Here is a 13892-nt window from a genome sequence, read left to right as displayed (position 1 = left end):
AGCGGACCACCGCACGCTTACCCACCCAATAGGAGCATTACCCCTATGAGCGTGCATGACCTCAAACGCCCACTGGCGTTGGAATGGCCGGCCGAGCTGCTCGGTCACCGGCCCAAGGCCCTGGAACAACTGCGTCACTGGGCGCAAATCACGCCGCTGCACACCGCGCTGCGCCACAAGCGCCAGGGCCAGTGGTACGCCTGGCGCTGGATCGACGCCTTGCGCGATGTCGAGCGTCTGGCCGATGGCTTGCGCCAGCAGGGGTTCAACGAACAATCGCGGTTGGCGCTCTGCGGTGCTTTCGAACCCAATTTGTTGCTGCTGGCGCTGGCCGCCCAATCCGTCGGCGGCCAGGTGCTGACCCTGGCCGATGACTTGGAACCCGAGGCCCTGCGTCAACAACTCTGGCGCATTCGTCCGAGCCATGCCCATGTGCACGATCGCCGGCAGCAGCCTGGGGCATCGATCAATGTGTTGGACTTCGGCCAGTTGCTTGGCCCCGTCGATCCGGCCCGCCTCCTCAGCCGCTGGTGGCACCCTGCCGGTGAGGCCGTGCTGTGGAGCGAGGAGGGCACCCATTGGCAAGGCGGCCTGGCGGTGCTGCTGGAGCAATGGCTGAGCAGCGGTCGCGGCCTGGCCTTCCCGGAAAGCCCGGCTTCGGCCCGGCGTGATCGCAGCGAAGTTGCGCCCACCGGCTTGCTGTTGTCACCCGCGCGCCTGCAGCACCTGGCTGACGACATCGAAAGCCGCCTCGCGCCCTACGGCACCTGGCGCCGACGCCTGTGTGACTGGGCCGTTGCCCAGCCGCACAGCGGCCTGCGCCGTCTGCTGAAAAACCGCGTGCGCAAACTGCTGGGCTTCCAACGCCTGGCCTCTATCTGGCAGCCACCCAGCACGGGCACGTCCGTGAGCGACCCGGTGTGGCTGGCTGAATTCAAACGGGACATCGCATGAGCCAAGCCATTCTCCAGGTGCGGGATATCTCGCTGTCATTCAAGGGGGTCAAGGCGATCAATGCCTTGTCCTTCGACGTACAGCGCGGCGAGATCTGCGCGCTGATCGGCCCCAACGGCGCCGGCAAGAGTTCGCTGCTCAATGTGCTCAACGGTGTGTATCGCTTCGATGCCGGCGAGATCGTGTTCGAGCAGCAGCATTTCCACCGAATCGACCCCTTGGGCGCTGCGCGCCGAGGCATTGGGCGGACCTTCCAGAACAACGCGCTGTTCAAAAAGATGAGCGTGCTCGACAACATTCTCACCGGCCTGTCGCGGCATATGCGCACGAGCTTTATCGAACAGGCCCTCGGCTTACCCCGTGCGCGGCGCGAGGCCGCAGCGTTCCGCCGACGTGCCCAGGGCATCCTCGAGTTTCTTGAGCTGCAGGCCCACCGCGATGTGCTGGTGGGCAACTTGTCCTACGGCCTGCAAAAGCGCGTGGAGCTCGGCCGGGCGTTGATCGCCGGGCCCAGCCTGTTGTTGCTGGACGAGCCCATGGCCGGGATGAATGCCGAGGAAAAACAGGAGATGGCGCGCTTTGTCGCCGATGTGAACCGCGACCTTGGCACCACCGTGGTGTTGATCGAGCACGATATGGGCGTGGTCATGGGCCTGTCCGACCATGTGGTGGTGCTCGACTACGGGCGTAAGGTCGGTGACGGCACCCCCGCCCAAGTGCAGGCCAACCCCGACGTGATCGCGGCGTACCTGGGAGTGGTCCACTGATGACGTTCTTTTTCGAAACCCTGCTCGGCGGCCTGCTCGCCGGCACCATGTACTCGCTGGTCGCCATCGGTTTTGTGCTGATCTACAAGGCCAGCGGCGTGTTCAATTTCGCCCAGGGCTCGATGCTGCTGTTTGCTGCGCTGACCTTCGTCAGCCTGCATGACCAGGGCGTGCCGTTTGCCCTGGCGCTATTGCTGACGGTGGTGGTGATGATCGTCGGCGCCTTGCTCATCGAGCGCCTGGTGCTGCGCCCACTGGTGAACCGTTCGCAGATCACCCTGTTCATGGCCACCCTGGGCCTGTCGTTCATTATCGAGGGCCTGGCCCAGGGCTTGATGGGCTCGCAGGTGCGTGCGCTGGACTTGGGCATCGACGATGTGCCGCTGTTCGTCGGGCCGCTGATGCTCAGCCAGTTCGACCTGATCGCGGCCGCGGCCGCCGTGGTGCTGGTGACGGTCCTGGCGTTGCTCTTCAACAAGACCCGCATCGGCGTGTCGTTGCGCGCCGTGGCCGATGACACCACGGCGGCGCTGTCCATCGGCATCAACCTCAACCGGATCTGGCAGATCGTCTGGGCGGTGGCCGGGATCGTCGGGCTGGTGGCCGGGCTGTTGTGGGGCGCGCGCCAGGGTGTGCAGTTCTCGCTGTCACTGGTGGTGCTCAAGGCCTTGCCGGTGTTGATCATCGGCGGCTTTACCTCGATTGGCGGGGCGATTGTCGGCGGGCTGATTGTCGGCGCGGCGGAGAACCTCGCCGAGGTGTATATCGGCCCGCTGCTCGGCGGCGGCATCACGCCGTGGTTTGCCTACGTCCTGGCCCTGGCCTTCCTGTATATCCGTCCCGCCGGCCTGTTCGGCGAGCGCGCCATCGAGCGAGTCTGAAACCATGTCGATCCCTGTTGCTCAAGAAACCGCACCGTTACTGCTGATTCAGCGCCGAGTGCCCTGGGGCCTGCTCGGCCTGTTGGTGCTGGCGTTTATCGTGGTGCCGCTGTGGGGCAATGATTATTGGCTCAGTGCGATCCTGATCCCGTTCCTGGTGCTGTCCCTGGCCGGGCTGGGCCTGAACCTGCTGACCGGCTACACGGGGCAGACTTCGGTGGGCGCCGCCGGATTCATGGCGGTCGGTGCGTTTGCCACCTACGGCTTTCTGCTGCGCCTGCCGGAGCTGGGCTTGCCGGTGGCGTTGCTCGGTGGCGGCCTTATCAGTGCGCTGGTCGGCTTGCTGTTTGGCCTGCCCAGTTCGCGGATCAAGGGCTTCTACCTGATGGTCACCACCCTGGCCGCGCAGTTTTTTCTCGAGTGGCTGTTCGTCAAATTCCCCTGGTTCTACAACTACGGTTCGTCCGGCACCCTCTCCGCGCCGAAGCTGGCGTTGTTCGGGTATGACCTCAACACGCCGCTGGGGCGCTACTGGCTGACGTTGCTGACCGTGCTGCTGCTGACCTGGAGCGCCGTCAACCTGGTGCGCAGCCAGGTGGGGCGTAACTGGATGGCGATCCGCGACATGGACACCGCCGCCGCCGTGGTTGGCATCCCGGTGGTGCGTTACAAGCGCCTGGCGTTTGCGGTCAGCTCGTTCTACCTCGGCATCGCCGGTGCGCTATGGGCCTTCGCCTATCTGGGCACAGCCAGCGCCAGCAGCTTCGATATCAATCGTTCGTTCCAGATCCTGTTCATCATCATTATCGGCGGCATGGGCAGCATCGCCGGCAACTTCGTCGGCGCGGCATTTATCAGTTTGCTGCCGATCTTCCTCAGCCACGCCGGGCAGGCGCTGTTCGGCGGCTCGGTGGATGCGGGGCAGTTGCAGAACCTGCAGAAAATCATCTTTGGCGTGCTGATCATCGTGTTCCTGATCAAGGAACCCGAAGGCTTGATTCGCCTGTTGCATAACCTTCGCGATCGGCTGCGTCAGTGGCCCCTACGTTTCTGACCTCTATGAGAACCCCCATGCGTGCATCCTTGAAACGTTCCCTGGCCGGCGCCGCCTTCGCGCTGGCCGCCCTGGCCGGTGCAGTGCCCCAGGCCGTGGCGTCGCCCGACCAGCAGTTCTTTCCCCTGGCCACCTACCGCGTCGGCGCCTATGCCTCCAGCGGCGTGCAGGTGTGGGCCGGGATGATTGACTACCTGCGCTACATCAACGAGGTCGAAGGCGGTATCAATGGCGTAAAACTGGTGTGGCAGGAATGCGAGACCGAATGGACGGCGGAGAAGGGCATCGAGTGCTACGAGCGCTTCAAGAACGGCCTGGATGGCGCGCCGGTCGCGGTGTACCAGCCTAACGGCGCACCTGCGGCCTATGCCTTGAGTGAGCGTGCCGAAGTGGACAAGGTCCCGTTGATCACCCTCGGGTATGGCCGCACCGAAGCCACCGACGGCACCGTGTTCCCCTATAACTTCCCGGTGATGCTGACCTTCTACAGCGAGGCGTCGAGCCTGGTGAACTACATCGCCCAGCGCGAAGGCGGTTTCGACAAACTCAAGGGCAAGAAGATCGCCACGGTCTACCACGACTCGGCCTACGGTCGCGAAACCCTCGGCCCGCTGAAGCTGCTCGCCGAGAAGTACGGCTTTGAGAATATCCAAATTCCGGTCGCCGACCCCGGCAACGAGCAGTCCGCGCAATGGCGCCAGGTGCGCCAGGCCAATCCGGACTGGGTGTTCCTGCGCACGTGGGGCGTGTCCACCCCGGTCGCGGTGAAAACCGCCGCACGTTTTGGCTTCCCGGTCGACCATATCATCGGCGATATCTGGGCCAGCTCCAGCGAAGACGTATTGCCCGCCGGCAGCGCTGCCAAAGGCTACCTGGCGCTCACGCCATACCCGGCCGGCGCCGACTTCGAGATCCACAAGCGCCTCAAGCAATACGTCCTCGACAAAGGCCATAGCGACCTCAAGGACCTGAAAAACTTCGGCAGCGTTTACTACAACTCCGGCCTGGTGAACGCCGCCGTGGCGGTGGAAGCGATCCGCACCGCCCAGGCCAAGTTCGGCAAGCGCCCGCTCAATGGCGAAGAAGGCCGCTGGGGTCTGGAACACCTGAATATCGACGACGCGCGACTCAAGGCCATGGGCTACCTGGGCCTGATGCAGAACCTCAAGCTGTCCTGCCGTGACCACGAAGGCGGCGGTTCGGCGCGGGTGCAGCAGTGGGATGGCGCCAACTGGACGCTGGTCAGCGACTGGATCGCCGCCGACCGTGCGCTACTGCGCCCGCTGATCGATGAAAAGTCCACCGCGTTCGCCAAAGAAAAAGGCCTGACGCCACGCACTTGCGCCGGGGATGAATAAATCATGAACCTACCCGCCGCTGGATCTGCACACGCCGCGCTGCTGACGGTCAACGACATCGAGGTGATCTACGACGGCGCGATTCTCGCCGTGGCCGGGGTGTCGCTGAGCGTACCCAAGGGCGCGATCGTCGCCTTGCTCGGCGCCAATGGCGCGGGCAAGAGCACCACGCTCAAGGCGATCTCCGGGCTGGTGCGCGCCGAGCGTGCCGAAGTCAGCCGTGGCGTGATCGAATACGCAGGCCGTGACCTGGCCGGTGTCGACCCCAGCCAACGGGTGCGCCAGGGCATGGTGCATGTGCTGGAGGGGCGCCATGTGTTTGGTCAACTGACGGTAGAGGACAACCTGCGCAGCGGCGGTTTTGTACGCCGCCTGAGCCGCCAGGCCATGGACGCCGATCTGGAGCGCATCTACGCCTGGTTCCCCAGGCTCAAGACCAAGCGCCACACCCGCGCCGGCCTCACCTCCGGCGGCGAGCAGCAGATGGTCGCCATTGGCCGGGCGTTGATGACCCGTCCTACTTTGGTACTGCTCGACGAGCCGTCCATGGGTTTGGCGCCTATGATCGTGCAGGAGATATTCGAGATCATCGCGCAGCTCAACCGTGAGCAGCAGGTGAGCTTCCTGATTGCCGAGCAGAACATCAACGTCGCACTCAACTATGCGTCCCACGGCTACGTGCTGGACACTGGGCGCGTGGTCTTGAGTGGCAATGCCGCTGAACTGTTGGCGCGGGGCGATTTGCATGACATTTATCTGGGTAAACAGTAAAGGCGAACAGGCATGACTGAATCCATCCGCAACGCTGATGTCCTGATCATCGGTGGCGGCCTGAGCGGCACGATGCTGGCCGTGCAACTGCTGCGCCTGCCCGGGCAACGGCAGATTTTAGTGATCGAACCGCGCGCCGAACTCGGCCGTGGCGAGGCCTACAGCGCGGTCGAGCTGGGCCATACCTTGAACGGCAATGCGGCGCGCATGAGTGTCGACCCGGATAACGCCGACGACCTGACTCAATGGCTTACCGATTACATCGGCGCTGGTGGCTGGCCGGAGTCGAACCAGCAGCACGTGCCGATCAGCGAGCTGTTCCCGCCGCGCGGGATTTTCGGGTTGTACGCGCAGCAGCGCTTGGCCGAGGCCAAGGTGCTGTCGACGTCCACCGTCGAGCATCTCCGCGCCGAAGTGGTCGACCTGCAAGTGGAGCCCGCCGCGACGCTGCTGACCCTGGATAACGGCCAGCAACTGCGTGGCGCCCAGGCGGTATTGGCCACCGGGATGTTCCCGGCGGCGCGCACGCCACAGACCGAATCCAGCGGCTTGAACGCCGCCGCGCTAGACCCGTGGGACGTGCAGGCCATGACCCAACTCGACCCCCGGTCGACGGTGCTGATCATCGGTTCCGGGCTGACCATGGTCGATGCCGTGGTGTCCCTGGAACAGGCCGGGCACCGGGGGCCGATCGAGGTGTTCTCGCGCCACGGTCTGCTGCCCCATGTGCGTCGACAGCCACCGGTCTGGGACGATTTTCTCGCCGCCGACCACTGCCTGCGCAGCCCTCGGCAGTTGCTGCGCGAGGTGCGTCGGCAATGCCGCATCGCGACGGCGCGGGGCATCGATTGGCAGGCGCCGCTGGACACCGTGCGCGCGCATATCGGCCGGTTGTGGAGCCAGGCCAGCGAACGCGAGAAGCGCCAGTTCGTGCGGCATGTGCGGCCGTGGTGGGAAAGTCATCACCACCGTTCGCCGCCGCTGAGCGCGCAGTTGGTGGCGCGCCTGCATGAAGAGGGGCGCCTGCGCATTCGCGCGGCGTCGTTCAAGGGCTTGGCGCCTGCGGTCAACGGGGTCAGCATCCGCTTGCGTCAGCGTGGCGAGCAAACGATCACCCAGGTCGCGGGCGCGGCGCTGATCAATTCCAGCGGCATCGAATACGACTGGCGCCGCGTGGCCCGGCCGTTGCCCCAGCAGTTGCTCAAGCGCGGGTTGATCCAGCCGGGGCCGTTGGCGCTGGGGATTGCGGCGGATGCCTCGGGTGCGGTGCTGGATGCCCAGGGCCAGGCCAGCCCGCGACTGTTCGCCATGGGCCCGCCGTTGCGCGGGATGTGGTGGGAGAGCACGGCGGTGACGGATGTGGCGCTTCAGGCCAAGGCGCTGGCGTTGAAAGTGACAACAATCTAAAGGTGGGAGGGGGCTTGCTCCTGATGGCGGTGGTTCAGTTAAAAACCTGTGTCTGATACACCGCTATCGGGAGCAAGCCCCCTCCCACCTTTTTGACCGCGCTCGGCTTCCAGTACCAGGTCAGCTATAGGGCCGCCTCGCCAATATCAAAAGCCAAATGAGATCTATCTGATCCATGGAGATCCAAATGTGGGAGGGGGCTTGCCCCGATGGCGGTGGATCAGTTACAAACAAGCGGACTGACCCACCGCTATCGGGGGCAAGCCCCCTCCCACCTTTTTGACCGCGCTCGGCTTCCAGTACCAGGTCAGCTATAGGGCCGCCTCGCCAATATCAAAAGCCAAATGAGATCTATCTGATCCATGGAGATCCAAATGTGGGAGGGGGCTTGCCCCCGATGGCGGTGGATCAGTTACAAACAAGCGGACTGACCCACCGCTATCGGGGGCAAGCCCCCTCCCACCTTTTTGACCGCGCTCGGCTTCCAGTACCAGGTCAGCTATAGGGCCGCCTCGCCAATATCAAAAGCCAAATGAGATCTATCTGATCCATGGATATCCAAATGTGGGAGGGGGCTTGCTCCTGATGGCGGTGGTTCAGTTAAAAACCTGTGTCTGATACACCGCTATCGGGAGCAAGCCCCCTCCCACCTTTTTGACCGCGCTCGGCTTCCAGTACCAGGTCAGCTATAGGGCCGCCTCGCCAATATCAAAAGCCAAATGAGATCTATCTGATCCATGGAGATCCAAATGTGGGAGGGGGCTTGCCCCCGATGGCGGTGGATCAGTTACAAACAAGCGGACTGACCCACCGCCATCGGGGGCAAGCCCCCTCCCAGAGGGGAATTCCTTCTACCTAGGGGTCTTCACAAAGCCGGGTTTTAGCCCGAATACCTCGACGCCCTGCGGCGTCGATTGCCCGGTGGTCACGGTCACACGTTCTACCGGCTTGTCCATCGCCGGCCGATATTCGACCGTCATGTCCGGCTGGATCGCCTGGCTCGGGATCACGATCGCCTGTGCATTGTTGTAAGTGACGATGGTCAGTCGCGCGCTCATCCCCAGCCGCACCCGCTGCAATTGCTGCGGGGTCAGCTTGGGGATCGATAGAGTTACCGGAAACTGCGCGCTGCCCTGGGTATCACCGGTAATCGCCAAGCCGCTGACCACACTCACCGAGCCGTTCAGCCGCTCGCCGTCGAAGCCATCGCCCATCACTTCCACCGCCTGGCCCTGGTGCAGTTGGTTGATGTCCAGCTCGGAGACTTTGGCGATGATTTTCAGCCGTTCGATATTGGCCAGGCCGAACAGCACCTGGCCCTGGCTGACCTTGCTGCCGGCCTGCACCGGGGCGTTGGTGTTGCCAGCGCCTTGTGCCGCGTTGCCGCTTCCGGGCGCGGGCACCACGATGCCGGAGAAGGGCGCCTTGACCTCCTTGCCTTCGAGCTGCTGATACAGGGCGTCGTACTTTACCGTGGCATTGGTCAGCTCCATATCCGCGATCTGTCGGTATTCGCCTTTGCCTTGCTCCAGTGCATGTTGCAGTTCATCGCGTGCGGCGATCAGGTCCAGCTGTTGTTGCTGGGTCTGTTGCTTGAGGTCGTCCAGTTCGTTGCGCGGGATGATGCCGCGCTGAAACAGGTTTTCGCTTTCGGTGAGTTTGCGCTGGGTGTTGCCGGCGCTCATTTGCGCGGTGCGCAGGCTGCGGCGCGCACGGCTGACGGTGGGGCTGTTGTCCCAGTCCTGCATGTCCTGCACGGTGCGCCGGGCCTTGAGTTGCGCGGAGAGCGCATCGCGCAGTTGCACTTCGAGCAGGGCCGGGTCCATGCGCAGCAACACTTGCCCGGCGTCGACCCGCTGGCCTTGCTCCACCAGGTTAGCCTGCACATTGCCGTCGAACGGCGCGGTGAGGATGAGGGTAGTGTCGGGCTCGATTTTGCCCACCAGGCCGATCTGGTGCACCAGCGCGTCAGGCTTCACCGCCAGCCACTGCTCGGTCGTGTTCAGCGGTTCGGCGGCGCTGCGATGGCTTTGCACGGCAATTCCCGCGCCCGCCAGCAGCACGATCAATCCAGCCGCCAGCAGGCGTTTTTGGTTAGTAGTCATTGAGGGCGATTTCCCAGCTTTCCAGCGTCATGCCCAGGGTCAGATCGAGCTGGGTCTGGGCGTTCAAATAAGCGATCAGCGCATTGAGGCGCGCGTTTTCGGCGTTGCGCAGGTCGGTTTCGAAACTCAGCACCTGGAAGTTGGTGGAGCGCCCGGCGCTGAGCTTTTCGCGCTCGATCTCGATCTTGCGCCGCGACAACTCCACGGCGCGCTGGGAGATTTCATACTGGCGCCAGCGCGTGCCGAGGTCGCGTACCACGTTGTTCACGCTGCGTTCCAGTTCCTGGCGGGCGTCGGTGATGCGGATGGCCTGATCCTCCACATTTACCCGCGCCCGCACTTCGGCCTGGTGCGTGCTGATGTCGCCGATCGGGATTTGCACCTGCACCCCGGCGTAGCTGTCCCAACTGCGGTTGTTGCCGCTGCCGGCGTCGTTGTTGTAGTTGTCGCGTAACTGGTTCGCCCCGGCCACCAAGTCCACTTGCCAGCGCCCGGAGTCTTTGGCGATCACCAGGTTGATGTCGGCCTGCTGGCTGCCGAGCAGGGCGGCGAGGTATTCCGGTTGCTGGTTCTGCGCCAGGTTGAACGCCTCGCGCTTGTCGACCTGCATGGGCTTGGCCTCCAGGGCCTCGGTGGCGCGGATCGGTGTCGACAGGTCGAGGGCCAGCAGGCGCAGCAAGGCCAGGCGGTTGCTGTCGAGTTGGTTCTGCGCTTCTTCCACGCCCAGTTGCTGGGTGGCGATGTCGGCTTCGGTCTGCACGATCTCGAACTCGGCCATGCGCCCGGCGCTGATCAGCGCCTTGTTCACGTCCAGTAAGGTGCCGGAGCGTTTCAGTGCGTCCTGGACGATGTTCAGTTGCTCCTGGGCGCGCAGCAATTCGCGGTAGGTGGCGATGATCTGGCTGATGGTTTGCGCCACGGTGGCCTTGAGGTTCAGGCGGTTGGCCTGCTCCGACAGGCGCGACAGGCGCAGCGGCGCGGTGGTCGCATCCCAGCCAGCGCCGCGCATCAGCGGTTGGATGAGCGCCAGGTCGAGGCCGTCGCTGCGGTAGCGACCGGCACGGTTGGCGTTATTCAGTTGCTGGGTCCAGGCCATGCTCAGGCGCGTGCCGTACTCACCCAGCAGGCTGGTGGCCGGTGCCACGTTGGCATTGCGTGCGTTGTCGGCGGAGCCGCGGGTGCTGCGGTAATAGCTATTGAGGCTGAGCTTGGGGTTGAACACGTCTTCGGCCACGCGCAGGTCGAACTTCTGCGCGACCCGCTGCAGGTAGGCGCTGCGAATCGCCGGGTTGTTGCGCAGGCCCAGGTATACCGCGTCGCCCAGGGTGAGGGCGGTGACCTGGGCATTCAGCGAGACGCCGCGATCGTAGCCACTGCGCGTGGTGCTGGGCGCTGCGGGGCGGATCACCACGTCGGCGGCGATACTCGGCAGGCTGAACAGGGCCAGGAGCAGCAGCAGGCGTTTATTCATCGCGCAACGCCTCCACCGGCTGCAACCGCGAGGCCGAGACCGCCGGGTAAATGCCAAAGAACAAGCCCACCAGCAATGTGCTGCCCACCCCCAGGGGCAGGGCGGCGACCGCCAGGGCAAAGGCCCAGCCCGACAGCCAGGCATAGAGCCAGGCGGCGGTCATGCCGAGCACCGCGCCGCACAGCGCACCGACGGCGGTGAGGGTGATGGCTTCGAGCAGGAACAGGTTGCGAATATCCCGTTGGCGCGCGCCTAGGGCCATGCGAATGCCGATCTCGCGGCGACGTTCGGAGACGTTCATCAGCATCACGTTCATCACCCCGACACCGCCGCCCACCAGGGAGATTGCGCCCAGTGCCAGCAGCAGGTAGGCGAAGGTGCGGCTTTGTCGGGTCATGCCGTCGATCATTTGCTGGGGCACCGTGATGTCGACGGTGTGCTCGGTCAATTGGCGTTGCAGCGCGGCAGCGGCGTCCCGTGCGATGCGTTCCATGTCCTGCCCTGGCGCGGCGCGAATGATCACGTTGCCGATTTGCGGGCTGGCGTAGATGCGGCGCATGCCGTCGGCGGGAATGAACAGCGATTCGTTGGCTTGCACCGGCATCAGCATCGCCCGGGGCTGGTTGTGCAGGATGCCAACCACCAGGAACAGGTAGTCGTTGATGCGCACGCGGTCGCCCAGTTTCAGTGGCTCACCGGGGGCACCAAGGGCTTGGGCGATCTGGTCACCGATCACGCCGTAGGTTTCATTGGCGTCGAACGCCGACAGGTAGCGCCCCTCGTGCAGCACCAGGCGCAGGGCGGCCGGGATATCCGGCGTGCTGCCGACGAAGTTGGCGTTGACGCTGCGGCCATGGAACACGACGGGGCCGCTGAACAGGCTCAGCGCGCCGATGTGCGCGATCCCGGGCACGGCCTGGCGCACGGCGTCGAGGTCGAGGCGCGAGCGCATCGGTGCGCGGCTGTCGCCTTTGGGCGGAAACTGCGCGATCAGGGTGTCGGTGCCCATTTCCTTGAAAATCAGCGCGGCGTCCACCGCCGCGTTATGGCCGATATTGATCAGCGCCACCACCGACGAACTGCCGATCACGATGCCCAGCAGCGCGAGGATCGAGCGTTTACCCAGGGTGCGCAGGCTGACGAATGCTTCATGCAGCAATTGGCTCAGGCTCTGCTCGACGCGCAGGCTCATGGGCGGCCGGCCTCGTGCACCACGCCGTTACGCACCAGGATTTTGCGCTCCAGGCGCTCGGCGATGTGCGCGTCGTGGGTGACGATGATCAGCGTGACCTGTTGCTCGCGGTTCAGCGCCAGGAGCAGGTCCATGATGTCCTGGGCGGTGCTGCTGTCGAGGTTGCCGGTGGGTTCGTCGGCCAGGATGACCGAGGGCTTGCCCACCAGCGCACGTGCAATCGCCACACGCTGGCGCTGGCCGCCGGAGAGGTCGGCGGGGCGGTGGTGGGCGCGCTCGGCCAGGCCGACCTGCTCGAGCATACGCAGCGCCTGTTCCACCGACTCATGGCGCGACACCCCGCGATAACTCAGAGGCAGGGCGACGTTGTCCAGGGCACTGAGGCGCGGCAGCAGGTTGAAACTCTGGAATACGAAGCCGATCTGCTGGTTGCGGATTGCCGCCAGTTCATCGGGGCTGGCACTGAAAATATCGTGGCCGGCAAAGCGGTACTGGCCGCCGTCGGGCAAGTCCAGCAGGCCGAGGATGTTGAGCAGGGTACTTTTGCCGGAGCCGGAGGCGCCGAGAATGCCGCAACTGTCGCCGCGGGCGATGGACAGGCACACATCATTGAGGATGGACAGGTGCTGACCGGCGAGCTGATAGCTTTTGCCGATGCCTTGCAGGGAGATCAAGCCTGGGTGCGCGGGGGTGTCTGTCATCATGACTACGCCTGCAGTCTCGACGCCGTCGTGCCGCCCCGGTAAAAATTTGTAACAAGTTCGGGGGTTGCCTGGAACGCGTCACGGACTGGTTTGATTTCTTGTTTTTAAAATATTGTTTGAATACTAACCGCGTTCAACCAGCTCCGCCAGCCATCGTTGTAGAGGGTTTTTACCCTTTGAAATAAATCTACCGGGGGCGAAATCGACGGCTCAAAAACCCGTTGGCGAGCTTCAACGAGCCGGGCTGCAAGGGCTTGCGATGCTATGGTGGCGTGTCACTGCTTGCTTTCGAACGATGGCCCCGGTATAAAAAATCAAATTTATTTTTAAAACAATATTTCCCGCGTGGAACTTTTATGGTCGTGAAGAAAGTCAGCTCTCCAAACATTACCAAGACTCGATTGCTGGATGCGACAGAGGCTCTCTTCATCAAATATGGTTATGACGCCGTTTTGTTACGGCAGATTACCGAACGTGCCCAGGTGAACCTGGCCGCCGTGAACTATCACTTCGGGGACAAGGATTCCCTGATGAAAACCCTGCTGATGCAGCGCCTTGAGCCGCTCAACGAGCAGCGCCTGGAATTGCTGGCACGCTGTGAAGCCGAATCCGACGGCCCCCTCGATTGCGACACGCTGCTCGGCGTACTGTTCGCTCCGGCCATGGGCCTGGAGCGCAGTGATCCGGCGAGCGGGGAAGGGCGTTCGTTCATTCGTTTCCTCGGGCGGGTCTACAGCGATACGTCGCCGTTTATCCAGGAATACCTCAAGGTGCATTACCAGCCGGTGTTCCAGCGCTTCTTCGAAGCCTTCGCCCTGGCCTTGCCGGACTTGCCGCGCAACGAACTGGGGGTACGCCTGCAGTTTGCCCTGAAGGCAATTTCCGGCGTGATGGCCGGTACCGAACTGCGCCTGTTGATGAACTCCATGAGCCTGGGCCGCCCGGCCACGGATGCCGAAGTGATGGCCAAGTTGATCACGCTGGTCTCGGCGGCGATTCGCGTGCCGCAGCAAAGCCCTGAGGCGCAAACGGCGTTGGCCAAGGTGCTCGACACCCAGCGCGCGATTCGCGAGCAAGCGACAGCGCCCGTCGGCAAGGCGGCGCGCTAGCCCGAATCCGGGGCAAAAAAAAGCCCGCTGGGGCGGCGGGCTTGATGTGCAACGTTTGTAACGGATGAGGCTTCACCCTACGGCTCGCCATGTGAATAAATCGTGAAAAATATGTAAGA

Annotated in this window: 12 protein-coding genes; 8 read left to right on the top strand and 4 right to left on the bottom strand. The window is 63.7% G+C overall.

What is annotated here, in order from left to right; all coding sequences use genetic code 11:
• Nucleotides 1-45 precede the first annotated feature (45 nt).
• Genes ACS5Q8_RS18070 through ACS5Q8_RS18040 form a run of 7 tightly spaced genes read left to right on the top strand, consistent with a single transcriptional unit; the run spans nucleotide 46 to nucleotide 7192 of the window.
• Nucleotides 46-954 (top strand): AMP-binding protein, encoded by a 909-nt coding sequence (locus ACS5Q8_RS18070; protein WP_465159290.1) that lies wholly within the window; start codon nucleotides 46-48, stop codon nucleotides 952-954.
• A complete protein-coding gene (locus ACS5Q8_RS18065; RefSeq protein ID WP_426102160.1) occupies nucleotides 951-1721 on the top strand; it encodes an ABC transporter ATP-binding protein in 771 nt (256 codons plus the stop codon). Before ACS5Q8_RS18070 ends, ACS5Q8_RS18065 begins: the two co-directional genes overlap by 4 nt.
• Nucleotides 1721-2602, top strand: coding sequence for a branched-chain amino acid ABC transporter permease (locus tag ACS5Q8_RS18060; RefSeq protein ID WP_426102162.1), 882 nt, complete (start codon nucleotides 1721-1723; stop codon nucleotides 2600-2602). Before ACS5Q8_RS18065 ends, ACS5Q8_RS18060 begins: the two co-directional genes overlap by 1 nt.
• 4 nt (nucleotides 2603-2606) lie before the next feature.
• Nucleotides 2607-3656: a branched-chain amino acid ABC transporter permease gene (locus ACS5Q8_RS18055; protein ID WP_276193556.1), complete on the top strand. Its 1050-nt coding sequence runs from the start codon at nucleotides 2607-2609 to the stop codon at nucleotides 3654-3656.
• Between the two features lie 17 nt (nucleotides 3657-3673).
• Entirely contained in the window at nucleotides 3674-5014 is a 1341-nt protein-coding gene (locus ACS5Q8_RS18050; RefSeq protein WP_276193555.1) for an ABC transporter substrate-binding protein, read from the top strand.
• Between the two features lie 3 nt (nucleotides 5015-5017).
• Nucleotides 5018-5785, top strand: a complete 768-nt coding sequence (locus ACS5Q8_RS18045; RefSeq protein WP_443696192.1) for an ABC transporter ATP-binding protein — start codon at nucleotides 5018-5020, stop codon at nucleotides 5783-5785.
• Between the two features lie 12 nt (nucleotides 5786-5797).
• Nucleotides 5798-7192, top strand: coding sequence for an FAD/NAD(P)-binding protein (locus tag ACS5Q8_RS18040; protein ID WP_465159288.1), 1395 nt, complete (start codon nucleotides 5798-5800; stop codon nucleotides 7190-7192).
• A gap of 851 nt (nucleotides 7193-8043) precedes the next feature.
• Here the strand turns inward: ACS5Q8_RS18040 and ACS5Q8_RS18035 are convergent.
• From ACS5Q8_RS18035 to ACS5Q8_RS18020, 4 genes are read right to left on the bottom strand one after another with little or no spacing between them, the layout of a single operon-like run.
• A complete protein-coding gene (locus tag ACS5Q8_RS18035; RefSeq protein ID WP_276197491.1) occupies nucleotides 8044-9297 on the bottom strand; it encodes an efflux RND transporter periplasmic adaptor subunit in 1254 nt (417 codons plus the stop codon).
• Nucleotides 9287-10768, bottom strand: a complete 1482-nt coding sequence (locus ACS5Q8_RS18030) for a TolC family protein (RefSeq protein ID WP_465159287.1) — start codon at nucleotides 10766-10768, stop codon at nucleotides 9287-9289. Before ACS5Q8_RS18030 ends, ACS5Q8_RS18035 begins: the two co-directional genes overlap by 11 nt.
• A complete protein-coding gene (locus ACS5Q8_RS18025) occupies nucleotides 10761-11960 on the bottom strand; it encodes an ABC transporter permease (RefSeq protein WP_443697842.1) in 1200 nt (399 codons plus the stop codon). Before ACS5Q8_RS18025 ends, ACS5Q8_RS18030 begins: the two co-directional genes overlap by 8 nt.
• On the bottom strand, nucleotides 11957-12664 hold the full coding sequence (locus tag ACS5Q8_RS18020; protein ID WP_276197494.1) for an ABC transporter ATP-binding protein: 708 nt from the start codon (nucleotides 12662-12664) through the stop codon (nucleotides 11957-11959). Before ACS5Q8_RS18020 ends, ACS5Q8_RS18025 begins: the two co-directional genes overlap by 4 nt.
• Nucleotides 12665-13020: 356 nt before the next feature.
• Between ACS5Q8_RS18020 and ACS5Q8_RS18015 the strand changes: the two genes are divergently transcribed.
• Nucleotides 13021-13773 carry a TetR/AcrR family transcriptional regulator gene (locus tag ACS5Q8_RS18015; protein ID WP_247406090.1) on the top strand — a complete coding sequence of 251 codons (753 nt, stop codon included), beginning with the start codon at nucleotides 13021-13023 and terminating at the stop codon, nucleotides 13771-13773.
• Nucleotides 13774-13892: the final 119 nt, after the last annotated feature.

The sequence above is a fragment of the Pseudomonas sp. PAMC25584 genome (genome assembly GCF_058135675.1).
Note: the sequence above shows the minus strand (reverse complement) of the source record. Positions and strands in the feature narration are given on the sequence as shown.